The following is a 20,140-nucleotide window of genomic DNA, read 5'->3' as shown; positions in this document are numbered from 1 at the left end:
TGACGAACTGGCTGAAGACATTGTCTCAAGACGATGTTTATATATCGAGCCAGCGGATCAGTAATAAGTTTCTTATAAGACGCCAATTGCTTATGTGAATCTTATGAATACGCAGAGTCGATCCTGTTTTTCCGATGCTCTGCTCTGATCCGATGAAACGAAAGGCCGCGGTGGGCTTCGAGCATCCGCACGCGGCGCATAGGGCAGGAGAGTTCAGGATGAACAGGTTTCTTTACTCCGTCTCGGCGATGGCGGTCGTCGCCTTCGCCCCGATCGGGGCATCGACCCTCGCGACGGCCAACGACAAGCTGATCGAGCTGTCGAAGAACGACGCCAACTGGGTCATGCCGGGCAAGAACTACGATTCGGACAACTACAGCGCGCTCAAGCAGATCAACGCCTCGAACGTGAAGGACCTGAAGGTCTCCTGGACGTTCTCCACCGGCCTGCTCAACGGCCACGAGGGGGCGCCGGTCGTCGTCGACGGCAAGATGTTCATCCACACCTCGTTCCCCAACAATACCTTCGCGCTCGGGCTCGACGATCCGGGCCGGATCCTGTGGCAGGACAAGCCCAAGCAGAACCCGGCCGCCCGCGCGGTCGCCTGCTGCGATCTCGTGAACCGCGGGCTCGCCTACTGGCCGGGCGACGGCAAGACCCCGTCGCTGATCCTCAAGACGCTGCTCGACGGCAACGTCATGGCGCTCAACGCCGAGACCGGCGAGACCGTGTGGAAGGTCGAGAACTCCGACATCAAGGTCGGCTCGACGCTCACGATCGCGCCCTACGTGGTCAAGGACAAGGTCATCATCGGGTCCTCGGGCGCCGAGCTCGGCGTGCGCGGCTACCTCACCGCCTACGACGTGAAGACCGGAGCCCAGGTCTGGCGTGCCTACGCCACCGGCCCGGACAAGGACCTGCTGCTGGCCTCCGACTTCAACATCAAGAACGCGCACTACGGCCAGAAGGGCCTGGGCACCTCCACCTGGGAGGGCGACGCCTGGAAGATCGGCGGCGGCACCAACTGGGGCTGGTACGCCTACGATCCGGGCACCAACCTGATCTACTTCGGCACCGGCAACCCGGCGCCGTGGAACGAGACGATGCGCCCGGGCGACAACAAGTGGACGATGACCATCTTCGGCCGTGACGCCGACACGGGCGAGGCCAAGTTCGGCTACCAGAAGACCCCGCACGACGAATGGGATTACGCCGGCGTCAACGTGATGATGCTGTCGAACCAGAAGGACAAGGACGGCAAGGACCGCAAGCTCCTGACCCATCCCGACCGCAACGGCATCGTCTACACCCTCGACCGCACGGACGGCTCGCTGGTCTCGGCCAACAAGATCGACGACACCGTCAACGTCTTCAAGTCGGTGGATCTCAAGACCGGCCAGCCGGTGCGCGACCCCGAGTACGGCACCCGGATGGACCACCTCGCCAAGGACATCTGCCCCTCGGCGATGGGCTACCACAACCAGGGCCACGACTCCTACGATCCGGAGCGCAAGGCCTTCTTCATGGGCATCAACCACATCTGCATGGATTGGGAGCCCTTCATGCTGCCCTACCGTGCCGGCCAGTTCTTCGTGGGCGCCACGCTGAACATGTACCCCGGCCCAAAGGGTGACCGCCAGAACTACGAAGGTCTCGGCCAGATCAAGAGCTACAACGCGATCACCGGTGCTTTCCAGTGGGAGAAGATGGAGCGGTTCGCCGTCTGGGGCGGCACCACGGCCACGGCCGGCGGGCTGGTGTTCTACGGAACGCTCGACGGCTACATCAAGGCGCGCAACTCGGACAACGGAGACCTTCTCTGGAAGTTCAAGATGCCGTCGGGCGCGATCGGCTACCCGATCACCTACACCCACAAGGGTGATCAATACGTCGCCATCTACTACGGCGTCGGCGGCTGGCCGGGGGTCGGCCTCGTGTTCGACCTCCAGGACCCGACCGCAGGCCTCGGCGCGGTGGGCGCGTTCAAGAAGCTCGCCAACTACACCCAGATGGGCGGCGGCGTGATGGTGTTCTCGCTGAACGGCAAGGGCCCCTACGACGATCCGAACGTCGGCGAGTACCAGACGGCGGCCGCCAAGTAAGGCTCTCCCTCGGTGATCGGACTCCGCCGGCTCAGGCCGGCGGGGTCCTCCCCTCGGCGCACGTCGCACGCTCGCGGCAAACCACGCCATCGAGACATCTCGCGCGACGGCCGCTCCGGACACGCCATGTCCCTCGCAACGCCACCTCCCCCGCCGCGCCATCCCGACCTTTCAAGAAAAAACGGACCCGCTCCCATGTCGCTCGTCACCGGACGCCGCTCAGCGGCGACATCGGCCGCTGCCCTCCTGGCCCTCGGCTGTCTTTCCGCCGCCCATGCCGCCTCGCCGGACTCCGGCACGAAAGCCACCGACGCGAAAGCGGCCTCAGCGGACGCCGGCACCCTGCGCGTCTGCGCGGCCCAGCAGCCGCCGCTGTCGTTGAAGGACGGCTCCGGGCTCGAGAACCGCATCGCCGTCGCGGTGGCGCAGGCCATGGGGCGCAAGGCGCAGTTCGTGTGGCTCGACAAGGCCGCGATCTACCTGGTGCGCGACAGCCTCGACAAGAACCTCTGCGACGTGGTCGTGGGCGTCGACAGCGACGACCAGCGCGTGCTGACGACGAAGCCGTACTATCGCAGCGGCTACGTCTTCATCACCCGCGCCGACAAGGATCTCGACGTGAAGTCGTGGTCGGACCCGCGCCTCAAGACCATCGGCCACATGGTGGTGGGCTTCGGCACTCCGGCCGAGGCGATGCTCAAGGACATCGGCCGCTACGAGGAGGACATGGCCTACCTCTACTCGCTGGTGAACTTCCGCGCACCGCGCAACCAGTACACCCAGATCGACCCGGCCCGGATGGTGACGGAGGTCGCCACCGACAAGGCCGACGTGGCGGTGGCGTTCGGGCCGGACGTGGCCCGCTACGTCAAGGATTCCAGCCAACCCCTGCGCATGACCCTGGTACCAAACGACACCGTCCGCAGCGACGGCCAGCGGATGCCCCAGAGCTTCGACCAGTCCATGGGCGTGCGTCGCGGCGACGAGGCCCTGAGGCGGGAGCTCGATGCAGCCATCGTCAAGGCCAAGCCGCAGATCGACGCCCTCCTCAAGCAGGAAGGCGTGCCCCTCGCCCCACCCTCGAACTGACGTCCCCACCGCATCCCGGCGCCCCCCATCGGCTGGGTCGGCGCGACACACTCCGGCGCGTGATCGACGGCCGGAGGCACCAGAGCGAAGTCATGCAGTCCAACAAGCGTATCGCACTCAAGCGGATCGTCGGCGGCGCCCTGGGGCTCGTCGCCCTCTCGGCGGCCGTCGCGGCCATCGCCCAGCCGGCGGCGGGACCGCAAAGCGGTTTCGTCTTCCGCAACACCGTCACCGGCGAGCAGCTCGACATTTCCCAGGGCAAGGAAGGCGGGCGCGACACCCCCGCCGTCAAACAGTTCCTGCAGACCGGCAGGAACGCCTACATCGACGACAAGTCCTGCCTCAGGAATGGCGAGTCCCTCTACTCGACCTCCTGCTCGGGCTGTCACGGCCACCTCGCCGAGGGCAAGCTCGGGCCGGGTCTCAACGACAATTATTGGACCTACCCGTCCAACACCGAGGACACGGGGCTGTTCGCCACCATCTTCGGCGGCGCCAACGGCATGATGGGCCCGCACAACGAGAACCTGACGCCCGACGAGATGCTACAGGTCATCACCTGGATCAGGCACCTCTATACCGGGCCGGTCAAGGATGCGGTCTGGCTCAACGACGAGCAGAAGAAAGCTTACAAGCCCTACAAGGAGGGTGAGACCTTCCCCAAGGACGCCCCAGGACAGTGCAAGCCGCTGGATTGAGCGACCGAGGAAGTCACGCCGCGCTGCCGGCGCGGTGAACGATGGGCGGCGACACGCCTCATCAACCATCAACGGAGGAGACGACCATGCGGACATTCATCCTTGCGGCGACGATCGGTGCGAGCGCCCTTCTGGCCCTTCCGGCCCTCGCCTACGACGGCACCAAGTGCAAGGCGCCGGGCAACTGCTGGGAGCCTAAGCCCGGCTTCCCCGAGAAGATCGCCGGCTCGAAGTACGATCCCAAGCACGACCCGAAAGAGTTGAACAAACAGTCGGAGTCGATCCGGGCCATGGAAGAGCGCAACGCCAAGCGCATCGAGGCGGCCAAGAAGACCGGCAAGTTCGAATACGACGTGACCAAGATCTCGTCGAACTGAGCGCCACCGCGCTCGGCGTCGGAGTTCGGACGCGGATTCTCCCCTCCCCATTGTGGGGAGGGGTCGGGGGTGGGGGTGGCCCAACCGCGCTCCACAGAGGGTCGCCCCATCACCCCCACCTCCAACTCCTCCCCACAGGGGGGAGGAGAGTCGCCATTGGTCGGACGCGCGGCGACCAATTCAGTCTTTGGTTCAAGGCACATCATGAACGACATCCGCCGCGACGACGCGATGCTCACCGACTGGCGCGAGGCCGCCGGGCGGTTCGAACGGTCGGTGGCCTCGGCCGTGGTCGGCCAGGACCGGGCGATCCGGCTCATCACCATCGCCATCTTCGCCCGCGGCCACGTGCTGCTCGAAGGCGACGTCGGTGTCGGTAAGACCACCCTGCTGCGGGCGGTCGCCCGCGCGCTGGGCGGCGCCTACGAGCGCGTCGAGGGCACGGTGGACATGATGCCCACCGACCTCGTCTACCACACCTACCTCGCCGGCGACGGTCGCCCGCGGGTCGAGCCCGGCCCGGTGCTGCGGCAGGCCGAAGACCTCTCGATCTTCTTCTTCAACGAGATCAACCGCGCTCGACCGCAGGTACACGCCCTGCTGCTGCGCCTGATGGCGGAGCGGACCCTGACCGCCTTCGACCGCGAGTACCGTTTCCCCAACCTCCAGGTCTTCGCCGACCGCAACCGCGTCGAACGCGAGGAGACCTTCGAACTGCCGGCCGCGGCCCGCGACCGCTTCCTCATGGAGATCGGGATGGAGGCGCCCAGCGATGCGCAGGCCCGCCGCGCCCTGGTGTTCGACCCGCGCTTCCACGACACCGATGCGCTGATCGCCGGGATCGACGGCGCCGTCCTCGACCATGCCGCCATCGCCGGCATCGGCGCCGCGATCCAGCACGGCATCCGGGCGAGCCCGGCGATCGAGGTCTACGTGGTGGCCCTGTGGGAGGCCCTGGTGCGTCCGGGACCCGCTGGCATCCGCCTGCCCGGCATCGACATGGCCGCCCTGATCCAGGGCGGGGCCTCGCCGCGCGGGCTCGCCATGCTGGTGCGGGCCGCCAAGGTCAGGGCCTGGCTCGAGGGCCGCGACTGGCTGGTGCCCGAGGACATCCGCGCGGTCTTCCCCGAGGTGATGGCCCACCGCGTCTTCCTCGAACCGGTCTACGAGATGCGCCGCGCCGGCATCGTGCCGGCCCTGTGCCGCGCCGTCTTCGACACGGTGCCGGCGCCATGACCGCACCGATGAACGAGCCGATGCCCGACATCGTCTACGGGCCGCGCGGACGCAGCGCCGGCACGGCCCTCGGCACCCACCGCGGCCGCGACGCCGGAGGCCTGGGCACCTTCCGCGATCAGGTGCCGTTCCTGCGCATGCCGGACGCCCGGCGCATCGACCTGCGCGCCACCCTGCGCGATCCGTTCGAGGGCACCTGCGTCCGCCGTTTCGAGAGCCGTACCGCGATCGAGGTCTGGGCGCTCGTCGACCTCACGGCTTCCATGCGCTTCTGCGGCGAGGCCGACCGGATGGACCTGGTCGCGGCCCTGTGCGGCTCGCTGGCTGCCTCCGCCACTCGCATCGGCGACGCTTTCGGCCTGATCGGCGTCGACGCCGACGTGCGCGAGGACCTGTTCCTGCCCGCATCCCGCTGGCGCGTCCCGGCCGGCGACATCGCCGAACGCCTGTCGCGCACCCGGGCCACGGGAACCCGCGCCGACGGCATGGCTCTCGCGGGCCAGCACCTCGTCGGCCGGCCCAAGGTGGTGTTCGTGATCTCCGATTTCCGCTGGCCCGAGGCGCTGATCGGCGAGGTCTTCGCGAGCCTGTCCCGGCACGACATCGTGCCCGTCGTCCTCGAGGACGCCGTGGAGACCGAGGCGCTGCCAGCCTGGGGCCTGATGGAGCTCGACGACCTCGAAGGCGCGGGGCGCCGGGTCGTGTTCATGCGCCCCGCCCTGCGTCGTCGTTGGATCGCCCGGGAGGCGGCGCGGGTCGAGTCCCTGCGCCGCATCGCCACCACCCATGGCCGCCCGCCGTTTCGCCTCGCCGGCCGCTTCGACCCCGAGGCGGTCACCCGCCACCTACTCGGCACATGAGGGTGAACATGCGCCGCGCCGTCTCGACATCCCTCGTCCCGCTCGTCCTCGCCTCGTCGATGGCAGGGCCCGTGCAGGCGCAGGTGCGCGCCGTCGAGGTCCGGGCCCCGCGGGCGTTCGGCTACATGCTGGGCGACCTCGTGCGGGCCCAGGTCGACATCGTGGTCGAGGACGGGTTCGCGATCCAGGCCGCCTCGCTGCCACAGCCTGGCGCGCTCGCCTATTGGCTCGACCTGCGTGACATCGCCGTGTCGCAGGCCGATGCGGGCGACGCCCGGCGCGTGCGCCTCGACCTCACCTACCAGACCTTCTACGCGGCCCTCGACGTCCGCTCCCTGGAGGTGCCCGGCTTCACGGTGAGCTTCGTCAGCCAGGGCGCCAGCGGCGCCACCACGGCCTCGGCCCGGGTGCCGGCCTGGACCTTCACCATCTCGCCCCTGCGCGAGATCCTGCCGCCGGCCAAGGAGAATCCGCAGGACTACATGCGCCCCGACGGGCGCGTCGCCTCCCTCGACCCTCGTCCGACCCTTTTCACCGGCCTCGGCTTTGCCGGGCTGGCCCTGGTTGCGTTCGCTGGGCTGGCCCGCGACCGGACTTGGTGGCCCTTCCGGGTCCGGCGCGGGCGCGCCTTCGCGGCCGCTCGTCGGCGCCTGCGCGGCCTCAACGGCCGCCCCGACGCCGCGGAGGCCTATCGCGAGGCCTTGCTCGCCCTCCATCGTGGACTCGACGAAACCGATGGGCGCCGGGTGCTCGCCGACGATCTCGACCGGTTCCTCGACCGCCATCCGGCCTATCGCGGGCAGGCGCCCGGCCTCGTCGCCTTCTTCGAGGCCTCGCGCATCGCCTTCTTCGGAAACGACACCGCCCGGGCGCGTGGCCGTCTGGCCAGGCCCGAGATCGCCGCGCTCGCTGCGCGCCTGGCACGGGCCGAGCGCACGGCATGATCGACGCTGTGTCCCGGCTCGGCGTCTCGACACCGTGGGTGCTGTGGCTGCTGCCGCTGGCCCTGGTGCCGCTCGTGGCTTCGAGCCAGCGCGTGACGCCGGTCCCGGCGATCGCGGCGGCTCCGTCCGACGGCCCCTCGCGGATCGTCGGCTGGATGCTGCGCACGTCCGGCATCTTCGCCATCGCCGGACTGGTCCTGGCCCTGGCCGGCCCCTACCGGCACGGCGAGACCGTCACCCGCATCGGCATCGGGGCCCAGGTCTCCATCCTGGTCGATCGCTCGGGCAGCATGAACGAGACCTTCGCCGGGCGTCAGCCCTCGGGCGAGGAGGAATCCAAGGCCGCGGCCTCGCGCCGGATCCTCGGCGACTTCGTCGGCAGCCGCGCCCACGACCTGTTCGCGGTCACCGCCTTCTCCACCGCGCCGATGCTCGTGGTGCCGATGACCGACCGGCACGAGGCGGTGCGCGCGGCCATCGCCGCCATCGACCGGCCGGGGCTCGACTACACCAACGTGGCGCGGGGCCTCGCGATGGGCCTGTCGCAGTTCGGGGTGCAGGGCGCCTCGATCTCGCGGGCGCTGCTGCTGGTTTCGGACGGGGCGGCCGTCATCGATCCGCGGGTGCAGGGCGCCCTGCGCGCCGAGTTCGCACGCATCCGGCCGAACCTCTACTGGCTGTTCCTGCGCACCAAGGGCTCGGCCGGCATCGCCGACAAGCCCACGGGCGAGGACACGCCGCAGGCCGCACCGGAGCGCCACCTCGACCTGTTCTTCAAGAGCCTCGGCACGCCCTACCGCGCCTTCGAGGCCGAAGGGCCGCAGGCGGTCGCCGACGCCATCGCTCAGATCGAGCGCTTGGAGCGCGATCCGATCCCCTACACCGAGCAGCGTCCGCGCCGCGACCTGTCTGGGTTCGCCTATGGGCTGAGTCTGCTGGGGCTCCTGGCGCTGGTGGCGGCCAAGCTGGCCGAGGCCGACTTTCGCCGCGGGCGGGCGCGGGCCCTCTCGCCGCCGGCGACAGAGGCTCCCCAGCGGAGGCTCGCCGCATGAGAGCGAGCTCGAATCCGACCGGGACGCTGGCGCGCCTCCGCCTCTCCCCGGAAAACCTGCACGCGGCGAGAGAAGGGAGCACACCCGGTTTCCGGTTCGCCGGCGCCTGGCGCCGCATGCGCCCGCATGTCCTCCTCGCCCTACCGGTCTTGGCTCTCCTCGCGGCCATCGGGTTCGGGCTGGCAGGCTGGCGGATCCTGCGCGACGACGGCACGATGAAGGCGCTCCAGGCCGGACGGGACGTGCCGGTGGCCGTGGACGCCGCATCCCCGCTGCTCCTCGCGCGGGTCCAGCATCTCGCCCGGCGCGGGGTGACCGAGGAGATCGAGCCGCTGATCGACGCCCTCGACCGGCGGGGCGAGCCCGACCGCTCGGCGCGGGCCCGCTACGCCCTGGCCAATGCCCGCCTGCGGCAGGCGTTCGGCTACCTCGAGCGGGGCGACCTCGACCCGGCCGGCCCTCTGATCACCCTGGCGCGGCAGGACTACCGCCGCGCCCTCCAGGATCGACCGGATTATTGGGACGCCAAGTTCAACCTCGACGTCGCATCGCGGCTCCTGCGCGATTTCCCCGACTTCGACCGCAAGAGCGGCGACGAGTTGAAGGCGGAGCCCAACAAGATCTGGACCGACATCCCCGGCCAGCCCCGGGGCGAGCCGTGAGCGCACCACACCCCATCGCGCGCAACCTGCGCGACCGACGCTTCCAGGGGCTGGCCGCGGCATCCGTGCTGGTGGCCGCCACCTTCCTCGCCCGCCCGCTGCCCCTCACGCGCGACGGCCTCGAAGTGCTGGCGGTCCTCGACATCACCGGCAGCATGAACGTGCGCGACTACGTGAGCGCCGAGGGCAGGCCGACGAGCCGCCTGGAGACCGCCAAGGCCGCCCTGCGCGACCTCGTGGCGGCCATGCCGTGCGGCTCGCGCATGGCACTGGGGCTGTTCACCGAGCGCCGGCCGTTCCTGCTGTTCACGCCCATCGAGGTCTGCGGCGACTTCGCCCCCCTCGACGGGGCATTGGCGAGCCTCGACTGGCGGATGGCCTGGGAGGGCGACAGCCGCGTCTCGGCGGGGCTGTTCCGCTCGGTGGAGATGGCGGCCAGCCTCGGCACCGACCTCGTCTTCGTCACGGACGGGCAGGAGGCGCCGCCCCTTCCGATCGGGCGCGAACCGGCCTTCGAGGGCAAGCCCGGCGCCGTGCGCGGCCTCATCGTCGGGGCGGGCGCCTACGGCCTCTCGCCGATCCCGCGCTTCGACGACCGTGGCCGCGAGACCGGCTTCTACGGTGCCGGCGACGTGCAGCAGGAGAACCGCTTCGGACCCCCGCCCGCCGACGCTGAGGGCCGCGAGGGCTACAACCCGCGCAACGCCCCCTTCGGCTCCGGTGCCGCGACGGGCACCGAGCATCTCTCCTCCGTGCGCGAGCCTTACCTGAAGTCCCTCGCGGACAGGACCGGCCTCGCCTACGCGCATCTGGACGGGCCCTCGGGCCTCCTCGATCCCATGCGCGCCGTCGCCTCCCCCCGAGCCCTGCCGGGGAGCCTCGACATCCGCCCCTTCCTCGGCGCCGCGGCCCTTCTCCTGCTGCTCGCCACCTTCGCCGAACCCCGTCTCGGCGTGCTGCGTCTCGGCTTGCCGCGTCCCGGCGCGCGCCCGTTCTCCATCCTCAGGAAAGTCTGATCATGCGTCTTGCGGTACCCGCAGCCCTCCTTGCCCTCGTGGCGACCGCCGCCATCGCCCACGGCCCGACGCCGCAGAAGGTCGACCAGTCGGTGACCATCGCCGCCAAGCCCGAGGCGGTGTGGAAGGTGGTCGGCGATTTCGCCGGTATCGGCACCTGGCATCCCGACGTCGCCAAGGCCGAGGGTACCGACGGCAACACCTCCGGTGGCCGGCGCAAGGTGACGCTCAAGGCCGGCGGCACCCTCGACGAGAGCCTCGACGAGTGGAACGCGCAAGGGCGCACCTATTCCTACCGCCTGTCGGACGCCGACCTGAAGGCGCTGCCGGTCTCGTCCTATTCCGCCACGCTCACGGTCTCACCCGACGGCGAAGGATCGAAGGTGGAATGGCTCGGCCGGTTCTATCGCGGCGACACCGGCAACGAGCCGCCCGAGGAACTGAGCGATGCGGCCGGCAAGGCGGCCATGGTTCGCTACTTCGGCGACGGGCTGAAGGGTCTGAAGGCCAAGGTCGAAGGCGAGGCGGCCGCCGGCACGATGCCGGACGGCAGGGCCAAGCCGTGACCATGCGCCGCTTCGGCCTCGCCTGCCTTTGCCTGGCGCTATCCTGCGGCCACGGGATCGCCGGGACGGTCTACGTCGCGAGGCAGGAAGCCGGTGCCGTGGCACGGATCGAGGCCGGGACGACCGGGGCCCTGGCGGCGATCGCGGTCGGCGGCAGCCCGGCCCAGGTCGCGGCCGGGCCGGATGGACGCCTCTACCTCACCCAGCCCGATGGCCATGCGGTCACCGTGGTCGACCCCGCTACGAACACCGTGCTGCGGCGCCTTCCCTTCGCGGGCCAGGCCTTCGGCATCGCGGTCTCGGCGGACGGCGCCGGGCTGTTCGTCGGCGACTGGGCGAATGCGCGGGTGGTGCGGCTCTCGGCGGAAACAGGCGCGGTGGAGGGAAGCGTCGCGGTGGGCCGGGAGCCGGCCGGTCTCGTCCTCGACGCCCGGGGTCGCCTCTACGTCGCGGACCGGGAGAGCCGACAGGTGAGCGTGGTCGACACCGCCACCATGACCCGCACCGACACCTTGCCGGTGGGCCAGGCCCCCTTCGCCCTGGCGTTGAGCCCGAAGCAAGATCGACTCTACGTGGCCAACGTCCGCAGCGGCGACCTCAGCGTCCTCGAGACCGGCTCGGCCAGGGCCCTCGCCACGGTCCGTATCGGCGGCATGCCCTACGGCGTCGCCGCCAGCGCCGACGGGCGCCTCGTGCTCGTCACCGACCAGCAGGCCGGACGGGTGGTGGCCCTCGACGCGGCCACGCTCGGCCTACAGGCGACCGTGAGCGTCGGGCGCTACCCCGAGGGCATCGTCGTCGACGGCGATCGCGCCTACGTGGCGAACTGGTTCTCCGACTCCGTCTCCGTCATCGACCTGGCGACCTTGGTCGAGACCGGGCGTATTCCGGTGGGCGCCGGCCCGCGCAGCCTCGCGGTGGTCCCTGATCCCCCGGCCCGACGCCCTGGTGGTGGACGGCCATGAGGGGTGGGCCCGCGCTGGGCGTCCTCCTCCTGCTCTGCGCCTGCGACCGCGGCGAGGAGGCCGGTGCCTCCAGGGACGAACCGGCCCTGGTGGCGACGCAGGCGGATGCCGACGTGGCACCCTGGCTCCTGGCCACCGACCCGATGGAGCCCGCCCGCTGGCTCGCCAGCCGCGAGCTCGGCCGGCCCGCCCCGGAGACCGGCGCGCAGGCGGACCACCTGCGCCACAGTCTGGCCCGCGCCAAGGAGGCCTTCATCGAGGACCCGCGCATGGTCGCGAACCGGACGGTCCAGCTTGGCCAGATGCTCGCCGAGGCCGGCAAGGCCGAGCCCTACGCCGACCTGCTCGACGGCCTCGAGGAGGTCGCGGCGGCGACCGCCCGCAAGCAGCTCTACGGCGAGATGTGCCAGCACTATTTCAACACCCGCCAGCAAGGCCTCGACCGGGCTGCCGCGCTGGCCAAGCTCACCGAACGCTACGCCGCCCAGGGCGAGAACCGGGGCCGTTCGGAGACGTCGCCCCTGGCGCAGCCATGATGGCGGTGCCGACATGACCGCGGTCCTGATCGTCGACGACCATCCCGTGGTGCTGAGCGGCTTCCGGCGCCTCATGGAGGACGCCGGCGTCGGCACCGTGCACGAGGCCTCAGACGTGGTCGGCGCCTACCGACTGTTCCACCGCCTGCGCCCGCCGATGGTCGTCGCCGACCTGACCTTCCAGGGGAAAGGCCTGTCCGGGCTCGCGTTGATCCAGCGCATCCATGCCCTCGATCGCCGGACCCGCATCCTGGCCTTCAGCATGCACAACGACCCGTTCATCGTCTCGCGGGCCCTGGAATGCGGCGCCATCGGCTACGTCTTCAAGGACGTCCGGACGGCGGAGTTCCTGCGGGCCTTCCACGCAGTGCGCGCCGGCGAGGGCTACCTCGACCACGGCCTCGCGATCGCCGTCGCGATCCTGCACGCCGCGCCGCGGCGCTCGCCGGTGGCCGACCTCAACGCCCGCGAAAAGCAGATCCTGTCGCTCCTGAGCAAGGGCACCTCCTACCAGGACATCGCCGAAGCACTCTCGATCAAGTATCGGACCGTGATCAACAGCTGCTCGACCATGCGCCAGAAGCTGGGGGTCGGCACCCTGGCGGAGTTGATCCAGGTCGCGGTTCGGCAGGCCGATGCCACGGAGGCGTCGGGCTGGGCCTGAGCTGCGGCCGGTCCGATACGACCGATTGCGGCCGGAGGTGCGCCGCACGGCCTTGATGCAGGTCAAGGCGGCTGGACGCGCGGGATGGGATGCCGATACTGGTTCGCGCCCACGGAGCCGCGGCATGCTCATCGCCATGACGGCCAGCGTCGTCCTCGTCGTCACCACGATTCTGGTGCTCTACGAGACCCTGCGCCTCACCTCCGAGCATCTCGCGGAGCTGCCGGTGCCGCCGCGGGTCCGTATCCTCGCCGTGGTGCTGATGACCTTCGTCGGGCACACGATCGCGGTGTGGATCTACGCGGGTGCCTATTGGCTGCTGGTTCTCTGGCTCGGCGACGCCGCTTTCGCGGGCACGCCCGTCACGACCTTCCAGGACTGCCTGTACTTCTCGGTGGTCACCTACACGTCGCTGGGCTTCGGCGACCAGGTACCGGCGTCCCACACCCGGATGATCGCCGGGGTCGAGGCCCTGAACGGCCTCCTGCTCATCGGGTGGTCGGCCTCTTTCACCTATCTGGCGATGGAACGGTACTGGCCCCTCCACGTGAAGAACCCGGCGCCGCGGGAGTCCCCCGTGGCCGCGGCTGACGAGGACGCCGAGCCGGCCCGCTCGTGCCTCTTCCCGCCGACGACGGCTCCGTGAGGCCGGTCTTCGATCGCCGCAGGATGCCTCTCCTCAGGATTCCTCTCGCCCGTCGGCGGGTCGACCGCTGAGGCCGCCGCGGCGGGCGGGGCCCGGTCGATCAGCCCGCCCGTTCGCGTCCGATCTCCTCGGCCGCATCCCGGGGCTGCAGGATCGAGGCCAGCGCGTGGATGGTATCGGTGATGTGGGTCAGCACCACGCGGATACGCGGGGTGTCGCGGTTGTCCTTATGAACGAGGAGGAGGATCTCGGCGCTGGGCGGTTCCGTCGGCACCGGGAGCCGGGTCAGCCGGGGCTCGGCATCGCCACGGAACCGCGCCAGGCAGGCGAGGCCGCCACCATTGGCGGCCGCCAGAACGGCGGCCTCGTGGCTGCTCGTCTGCAGGACCACGGTGGCGCGCGCGGCCATGTCCGTGATCCAGGTGGATGGGGTCATCTCCTGGGTGTCGTCGAGCTGGGTGATGAGGCGGTGGCCGCAGCAGCCGTCGTCGAAATCCAACGCGCCACGATCCCGAAGATACTCGTGGGTGGCATAGACCCCGAAGGCGATGTCGCCGATATGGCGCACGACGAGGTCGTGCTGCTCGGGCTGCCTCAGCCGCAAGGCAATGTCGGCCTCGCGCATGGCGAGGCTGAGCTCGCGCGGATTGGGGATGAGCTCGATCATGATGTCGGGATGCCGCGCATGCAGCTCACCGAAGCTCGGTGCGAGGATCTGCGCGGCCAGCGTCTCGGCGCAGGTGACACGCACGAGGCCGCGAAGCCGGATGTCGCGCCCGGTGACGTCGCGTTCGAGGGCCAGCGCCTCGGCCTCGAGGCATTCGGCTTTCCGGCGCACCTCCTCGCCGGCCAGGGTCGGCACGTAACCCTCCGGGGTGCGGTTGAGGAGACGCACCGCGAGCGTCGCCTCCAGCGAATTCAACCGGCGCCCGACGGTGGATTGCGAGACGTGGAGCACCCTGGCGGCGGCCGAGAGCGTGCCATGCCGGGCGAGCGCCAGGAAAAATCGCAGATCGTCCCAGTCGAGCATCCGTCACCGGCCATCCATTTATGCATGTCCCCTCGTCGGCTTTGATCACCGACATTTCCGGCGGGAAGGATATACTCGATGTCACGCGACCACCACGGCAGACTGACTGCCGACTGTCGCATCGGTCGAGGCCCGATGCTGGTGCGAGGACGACATCCATGGCGTGCCCACCGACCCGATCCTTTGGAATGGCGGTCCAGCTGATTGCCGGACATCGCCCGGATCCGGCGATGGTGCAGGATCGGGCGGCCCCGATCGCTGTCCGGATCCTGCGGGACCAAACAATGGCGCAGGCTGGGACCTGCCCCCGCCAGCGGTGGCGGAGGACAAACCCGGGGATCTTCGTGCGGCAGGTGCCGCCTCGAACGCCTCCGAGGCTCTGCGCATTGGGCCGGGGGCGTACCTCACCGATCGCGATCCGCTCGCCGGAGCGCGACGTCGACGCCGATATCGCCGCGGCCCCGATGGGGGCCAGCACGATGCTGTCGTAGGCGTCGACCGTATCCGCGTTTTTGGTGGGATGGACCACGGACGCTCACGCAACGCCCCGGCGGCCATCGTCGGGCAGGCGTTGCTGCGGCCCGAGGCCGTCCACGACGCCGAGGCGATTGCGTCTTCGACCGCGACGAGATCGTCTCAAGGCGAAAGGACAGACCCATGTCGATCCATTCTCTGCCGCTCCGTCGAGCGACAATGGCGCCTGCGCGCGCTCTTTCGTCCTGCCTCGACAGCGGGATTCGCAAGGCCCGCCTCGTCAGCCAGTCGACCGCCCTGCCGCTGGCCGAGCGGGACGCCCTGGAGCCGCTGAGCCGGCGGATCTCCCTCGACCAGAAGGAAACCCTGTTCGGGCAGGACGAGCCGGCCTGTTCGGTGTTCAACGTCACCACAGGCGCGCTTCGCCTGTATCGTATCCTTCCCGACGGACGCCGGCAGGTCACGGGCTTTGCCTTCCCCGGGGACTTCCTCGGCTTGTCGCTCCTCGACCGCTATGCCGTCTCGGCGGACGCGCTCGGGCCGGTGACCGCGTGCCGATTCGAGCGGATCGCCTTCAAGAACCTGCTGCGGGCGCAGCCCGGCCTGCTCATGCACCTGCACGAGATCACCGGCCAGGAACTCTCCCGGGCCAAGGACATGATGATGCTGCTCGGGCGGCGCACCGCCGACGAGAAGGTCGCCGCTTTCCTGACGGGCCTGCAGGCCCGGTACGCCCGGATCGGCCTGTCCGGCGTCACCCTCGAACTGCCCATGGGCCGCCTCGACATCGCCGACCACCTTGGCCTGACCATCGAGACGGTGAGCCGGACCCTGTCGCGCCTCGACCGCGACGGCTGCATCCTGATCGTCCCGGGCGGCGTGCGCGTCATCGACCAGACCCGCCTCGACCGCCTGTCGGCCCACTGACGGACGGCGGTGAACATCCCCCGCGTCACGCCTCCAGAGCGCCGCGCAGGCTTCCGCTGACACGCCCGGCAATGGCCAAGGCGTCGATCGCCCGCGCTTCCGGCGAGATCAAGGTCCATCGGATAGCAAGGAGCGGGGCCCGTTCCGAGCGGGAACGGGATTGCGAGCGGCGGCCGACGCGTTCGGCAGAGCGCGACCCACAGGTCCGTCGGCCCCGACGGCATTCCTGTGCAGGCCGGGGCCGAAGACCGGGAGTGCCATCCTCTGGACCGGATCGATCCAGAACCAGCCCGATCGGACCCGTTTCGGCGATACAGCCAGGGTGACGTGACGCGACTCTTCGGCTATCCCGGCGTGCGAGCGTGAGCGTGCAGGGCCTGTAGCTCAATGGTTAGAGCCGACCGCTCATAACGGTCTGGTTGCAGGTTCGAGTCCTGCCGGGCCCACCACTCACTCCCAGCGAACCACGGGAGTTCGAGTGCGGCGGGAGACATGCGCAGTCTCAATGACTTAGCAGAAAACAGGCTTTTGGCGGCCCTTTCTCTAAGGTTGTGCTGGGGCGGATCTTTCGGGCGATGTGGGGCGAGTTCTCGTCTGTCGTCAATGCAGCTTCCGCATTTTACGCAGCCACGGTGATGGAGACGGGTTCGCAGGCCGACGGAGATCCCGTTCGCTGTTCGCCATGCACTGGCGTGTCGGTCGGTTCCGCGACTTCGGACTGGACTCGAGCCGCGAACGGAGCGGAACTGTCCTGGTCATCGAGGCCGCCGACGCGGTGAGTCCTCCACCCCCTGCCGATCCCTGGTGATCCGCGGGGTTGCGCTGGTGGCAGCAGACCCGCTGCCGGCACCATCGCAAGGTCCACCATGACAATCGACGAGCCCCACCACGCGCTGCTTCAAGCAGCAGCCCAAACCCGCAACCGGCTCATCGTCCGGCCCGCCGGGCTGAACTCCCGAGCGGCCAAGCTGCTGTTCGCCAGGCTCTGCAAAACCGCATCGGCGGCCGAGGTCGTGGTCTGCGAGGATGAACCGTACTGGCACAACGACGAGCGCGGTCGCATCGGACTGCGCTTGCCCCCAACCAGCCGGAAGAGGCTCGGACTCGATGGCGATGGCGATGGCTCCGACGCGTCGAAGCTGGTTACCGATGCGGGGCTCGGTCAGGGTGGGATCGCGCCGAGATCCGGGACGAAGCGGGCGCTGATCGTCGCGATGCTACGGCGCGACCAGGGCGCCACGCTCGTCGAGCTGATGGCCGCCACCGGCTGGCTCGCCCATTCCACCCGTGCCGCCCTGACGGGCTTGCGCAAGCGAGAGCTGCCCCTCACCAAAGCGCGCGATGCCGATGACCGGACCGTGTATCGCCTGATCGACGATGTGACGGCGAAGGCTCGGTGATGGCTGGCGCAATCCCGTCCCCGGCTGCAGGGACATCGTCGCTTGGCGCGATCGGTCCCGAACTCACGCGTGAGATCGAGGGGCTGACCTGCCTCGATCTCGGCGACCTGCGCATCCGCTGGCGACAGCATCTGCGATCGGCTCCGCCGCCGCATCTGTCCCGCACCCTGATGATGCGACTTCTCGCCTATCGCATCCAGGCGAAGGTGCTGGGTGACCTCGATCGCGACAGCGCCCGTTTGCTCGATCGGATCGCAAAAGAACGCCTGCGCCGGCGCGCTGCCGCCGAGCGGGCCGCCAAGCCGAAGGCGGTACCGATCGTCCCGCCGATCCCCGCGCCCGGGCTGCGGCCCGGCACGCTGCTGGTGCGGGAGTTCGCCGGTGAGGTTCACACCGTCACCGTGGTGGCGGGTGGCTTTGCCTGGAAGGAGGCGAGCTTTACCAGCCTGTCGGAGGTCGCCCGCGCGATCACCGGCACCCGCTGGAACGGACCACGCTTCTTCGGTCTGCGCGACAAAGTTCCATCCGGCAACACCGGCGCCGGCACGGCCGCACCTGGGGACGCGGGAGGGGCAGCGTGATGGCATCGCCTTCCAAGCCGCGGCACCCCAGCGCCTCGCATCCCAAGGCCCAGGCTCCCAAGACGCCGGCACTCAAGACGCTGCGCTGCGCGATCTACACCCGCAAATCCACCGAACACGGGCTCGAACAGGCGTTCAACTCGCTCGACAACCAGCGCGAGGCCGCCGAGGCCTACATCATGAGCCAGGCGCATGAGGGCTGGCGCCTGTTGCCGGAGCCCTACGACGATGGCGGCGTCTCGGGCGGCAGCCTCGACCGTCCGGCCCTGCAGCGGCTGCTTGCCGAGATCGAGGCGGGACGTGTCGATGTGGTGGTGGTCTACAAGGTCGACCGGCTCACCCGCGCCCTGTCGGACTTTGCCAGGCTGGTCGCGCTGTTCGACGCGCACGGCGTCTCCTTCGTCTCGGTCACCCAGGCCTTCAACACCACCAACAGCATGGGACGGCTGACGCTCAACGTCCTGCTGTCGTTCGCCCAGTTCGAGCGCGAGGTCACCGCCGAGCGCATCCGCGACAAGATCGCGGCCTCGAAGCGCAAGGGCATGCGCATGGGCGGACCGGTGCCGCTGGGCTACCGTGTCCACGACAAGAAACTGGTCCCCTGTCCCGACGAGGCAGAGCAGGTGAGGACGATCTTCGAGCACTACCTTGCGCTCGGCTGCCTGAACGGATTGGCGACCGCTCTGCAGAGCCGGGGCATCCTCACCAAGCGATCTCCGCGTCGCGATGGCACGATCCGCGGCGGCATCGCCTTCACCAAGGGGCCGCTGGCCTATCTGCTGCGCAACCGGGTCTACATCGGTGAGGTGATCCACAAGCACCGGCATTATCCCGGTGAGCACGAGGGCATCGTGCCACGCGAGCTGTTCGAGGCGGTCCAGGTCGCGCTGAGCGAGAAGGCGCAGGCGCAAGCAACTGTGCGAGCCAACATCGGCTCGCTGCTGACGGGGCTGCTCTACGACGACCGCGGCAACCGGATGACGCCGAGTTCGGCCAGGAAAGGGGCTCTGCACTACCGCTACTACGTCTCGCGTGCCCTCGAGACCGGGAAGCGCAGCGAGGCAGGCTCGGTCTCGCGGGTGTCCGCACCGGAGATCGAACAGGCGGTGCGGGACGCACTACGAACGGCCTCTCTCGACCTGGCCGTTCTCTCCGACGCGCTGCCGCCAATCGCCCAGGTCAGCCGCATCGTCGTTCATCCGAGCTATCTGGCGATCAGCTTCGTCCAGTCGGACGAGGCCATGGACGACGACAGGATGGGCGGAGCAGGAACTGGAGCGGGAACTCCTGGGCCATCCCAACTCCGTGTGTCGTGGTCGGCCCGACCAAACCGTCGCCGCCGCGAGATCATACGTGCCGAGGGCGATGAAGAGACCCCATCACTGCGGCCGATGCGGACCGAAACCCGAGCCCGGCTCGTGGACGGGATCGCCAAGGCACGCGTCTGGCTCGACGACCTCGTGGCCGGCCGTGTCAGTGACACCCACGCGATCGCCACGGCGGAAGGCTGCAGCGAGCGCTCGGTGCGCATGACCCTCAACCTCGCCTTCCTCGCTCCGTCCATCGTCAAAGCGGCGATCGAAGGCACACTGCCGGAGGGTTGCGGTATCTCGGCGCTGATGAACGCGCCAATGGCCTGGACAAAGACGTCGATTGCCCTGGGCGGCCATGCTGCGTAACAAAGCACTTCCTGCGCTCGACCGGCTGTAGATATCGCCCTGCCTTGGGACGCTCATTGTTATGTCGTTCCGGCAGCAATGCGCCAGGAGCAGACATCAACCCACGGCCCGGCAGTAGACATTCACGTTCTGCTGAACGACCGTCCGGTGTCGAGCCTTCACAGACCCTCGGAAGGTCCGCTTCGCGGCAGTTTGATGGGCGGTGACGTAAGACCGGGTTGGATAGGTTTCTGCTTGTCTGCTTCTGAGTAGATTACTGATAAATTCGACGTCGCTCAGTTATCGCTAGGCTCCATCTAGGATTCTTCAGGTCGCCGAGGTCCAGGGATAGAACGGAAAAATGAGCTCAACTTCACCTGCCCTAATGTGGTCCTGTGCGCTCAGGGTCACGTCTGCATAACAACGACGTGTCCGACTTCCTTTGGCCTGGCAGTTCTTTTCGATTAGCCCGGCTCAAAGACAGCCGGTTAGGTCAGGCGTCTAGGTTCAGACAGAAAATCCACTAAGCGGCTCTTGCCCGATTTTGGACCGACCCTTCCAATATAAAACTGCTAGCCGAACCCTCAGCCGAGCAGCGCTCGCTTTTGCGCAGCACCACGAGTATGCGGCAGGTCCGGATCAAAATCTCCGTCGTAC

Annotated in this window: 20 protein-coding genes and 1 tRNA gene; 20 read left to right on the top strand and 1 reads right to left on the bottom strand. The window is 69.0% G+C overall.

Going from position 1 to position 20,140, the window contains the following annotated elements; translation table 11 throughout:
* Nucleotides 1-218 precede the first annotated feature (218 nt).
* The 15 genes from ASG59_RS00165 (at nt 219) to ASG59_RS00095 (ending at nt 13,413) form a co-directional block, all read left to right on the top strand.
* A complete protein-coding gene (locus ASG59_RS00165) occupies nt 219-2,102 on the top strand; it encodes a methanol/ethanol family PQQ-dependent dehydrogenase (RefSeq protein WP_055883580.1) in 1,884 nt (627 codons plus the stop codon).
* 195 nt (nt 2,103-2,297) lie between these two features.
* On the top strand, nt 2,298-3,191 hold the full coding sequence (gene moxJ, locus ASG59_RS00160) for a methanol oxidation system protein MoxJ (protein ID WP_056282568.1): 894 nt from the start codon (nt 2,298-2,300) through the stop codon (nt 3,189-3,191).
* A gap of 92 nt (nt 3,192-3,283) precedes the next feature.
* A complete protein-coding gene (gene moxG / locus ASG59_RS00155; protein WP_056406668.1) occupies nt 3,284-3,889 on the top strand; it encodes a cytochrome c(L), periplasmic in 606 nt (201 codons plus the stop codon).
* 86 nt (nt 3,890-3,975) lie between these two features.
* Nucleotides 3,976-4,266 carry a methanol dehydrogenase [cytochrome c] subunit gene (locus tag ASG59_RS00150; protein ID WP_055883570.1) on the top strand — a complete coding sequence of 97 codons (291 nt, stop codon included), beginning with the start codon at nt 3,976-3,978 and terminating at the stop codon, nt 4,264-4,266.
* 204 nt (nt 4,267-4,470) lie between these two features.
* Nucleotides 4,471-5,502 carry a MoxR family ATPase gene (locus ASG59_RS00145; protein WP_056406297.1) on the top strand — a complete coding sequence of 344 codons (1,032 nt, stop codon included), beginning with the start codon at nt 4,471-4,473 and terminating at the stop codon, nt 5,500-5,502.
* Nucleotides 5,499-6,362 (top strand): DUF58 domain-containing protein, encoded by an 864-nt coding sequence (locus ASG59_RS00140; protein WP_056406295.1) that lies wholly within the window; start codon nt 5,499-5,501, stop codon nt 6,360-6,362. The genes ASG59_RS00145 and ASG59_RS00140 overlap by 4 nt, the downstream gene beginning before the upstream one ends.
* Nucleotides 6,363-6,370: 8 nt before the next feature.
* Entirely contained in the window at nt 6,371-7,306 is a 936-nt protein-coding gene (locus tag ASG59_RS00135; RefSeq protein ID WP_056406666.1) for a hypothetical protein, read from the top strand.
* Nucleotides 7,303-8,358 carry a vWA domain-containing protein gene (locus ASG59_RS00130; RefSeq protein ID WP_056406293.1) on the top strand — a complete coding sequence of 352 codons (1,056 nt, stop codon included), beginning with the start codon at nt 7,303-7,305 and terminating at the stop codon, nt 8,356-8,358. Before ASG59_RS00135 ends, ASG59_RS00130 begins: the two co-directional genes overlap by 4 nt.
* Nucleotides 8,359-8,474: 116 nt before the next feature.
* Nucleotides 8,475-9,020 carry an MxaK protein gene (locus ASG59_RS00125; protein WP_156399070.1) on the top strand — a complete coding sequence of 182 codons (546 nt, stop codon included), beginning with the start codon at nt 8,475-8,477 and terminating at the stop codon, nt 9,018-9,020.
* Entirely contained in the window at nt 9,017-10,036 is a 1,020-nt protein-coding gene (locus ASG59_RS00120) for a vWA domain-containing protein (protein WP_082528549.1), read from the top strand. Before ASG59_RS00125 ends, ASG59_RS00120 begins: the two co-directional genes overlap by 4 nt.
* A 2-nt stretch (nt 10,037-10,038) precedes the next feature.
* Nucleotides 10,039-10,602 (top strand): SRPBCC family protein, encoded by a 564-nt coding sequence (locus ASG59_RS00115; RefSeq protein WP_056406291.1) that lies wholly within the window; start codon nt 10,039-10,041, stop codon nt 10,600-10,602.
* 2 nt (nt 10,603-10,604) lie between these two features.
* On the top strand, nt 10,605-11,567 hold the full coding sequence (locus ASG59_RS00110; protein ID WP_056406289.1) for a YncE family protein: 963 nt from the start codon (nt 10,605-10,607) through the stop codon (nt 11,565-11,567).
* Nucleotides 11,564-12,103: a hypothetical protein gene (locus ASG59_RS00105; RefSeq protein ID WP_056406287.1), complete on the top strand. Its 540-nt coding sequence runs from the start codon at nt 11,564-11,566 to the stop codon at nt 12,101-12,103. Before ASG59_RS00110 ends, ASG59_RS00105 begins: the two co-directional genes overlap by 4 nt.
* Before the next feature lie 13 nt (nt 12,104-12,116).
* Nucleotides 12,117-12,767, top strand: a complete 651-nt coding sequence (locus tag ASG59_RS00100) for a response regulator transcription factor (RefSeq protein WP_056406285.1) — start codon at nt 12,117-12,119, stop codon at nt 12,765-12,767.
* Between the two features lie 124 nt (nt 12,768-12,891).
* A complete protein-coding gene (locus ASG59_RS00095; protein ID WP_056406283.1) occupies nt 12,892-13,413 on the top strand; it encodes a potassium channel family protein in 522 nt (173 codons plus the stop codon).
* Between the two features lie 100 nt (nt 13,414-13,513).
* On the opposite strand, the gene ASG59_RS00090 is transcribed toward ASG59_RS00095, so the two are convergent.
* On the bottom strand, nt 13,514-14,443 hold the full coding sequence (locus ASG59_RS00090; protein ID WP_056406282.1) for a LysR family transcriptional regulator: 930 nt from the start codon (nt 14,441-14,443) through the stop codon (nt 13,514-13,516).
* Nucleotides 14,444-15,100: 657 nt separating this feature from the next.
* Here ASG59_RS00090 and ASG59_RS00080 point away from each other — a divergent pair.
* The 5 genes from ASG59_RS00080 (at nt 15,101) to ASG59_RS00060 (ending at nt 19,504) form a co-directional block, all read left to right on the top strand.
* Nucleotides 15,101-15,844 carry a cyclic nucleotide-binding domain-containing protein gene (locus ASG59_RS00080; RefSeq protein ID WP_200945901.1) on the top strand — a complete coding sequence of 248 codons (744 nt, stop codon included), beginning with the start codon at nt 15,101-15,103 and terminating at the stop codon, nt 15,842-15,844.
* A 373-nt stretch (nt 15,845-16,217) separates the two neighbouring features.
* Nucleotides 16,218-16,293: transfer RNA gene (locus ASG59_RS00075), tRNA-Ile, on the top strand.
* 417 nt (nt 16,294-16,710) lie between these two features.
* Nucleotides 16,711-17,244 carry a DUF3489 domain-containing protein gene (locus tag ASG59_RS00070; RefSeq protein WP_056406276.1) on the top strand — a complete coding sequence of 178 codons (534 nt, stop codon included), beginning with the start codon at nt 16,711-16,713 and terminating at the stop codon, nt 17,242-17,244.
* Nucleotides 17,244-17,825 carry a DUF2924 domain-containing protein gene (locus tag ASG59_RS00065; protein ID WP_055883530.1) on the top strand — a complete coding sequence of 194 codons (582 nt, stop codon included), beginning with the start codon at nt 17,244-17,246 and terminating at the stop codon, nt 17,823-17,825. The genes ASG59_RS00070 and ASG59_RS00065 overlap by 1 nt, the downstream gene beginning before the upstream one ends.
* The gene (locus tag ASG59_RS00060) at nt 17,825-19,504 is read left to right on the top strand and encodes a recombinase family protein (protein ID WP_082528548.1); all 1,680 of its coding nucleotides are present in this window, start codon (nt 17,825-17,827) and stop codon (nt 19,502-19,504) included. Before ASG59_RS00065 ends, ASG59_RS00060 begins: the two co-directional genes overlap by 1 nt.
* Nucleotides 19,505-20,140: the final 636 nt, after the last annotated feature.

This window comes from Methylobacterium sp. Leaf466 (assembly GCF_001425565.1).
Lineage (GTDB): Bacteria > Pseudomonadota > Alphaproteobacteria > Rhizobiales > Beijerinckiaceae > Methylobacterium.
Note: the sequence above shows the minus strand (reverse complement) of the source record. Positions and strands in the feature narration are given on the sequence as shown.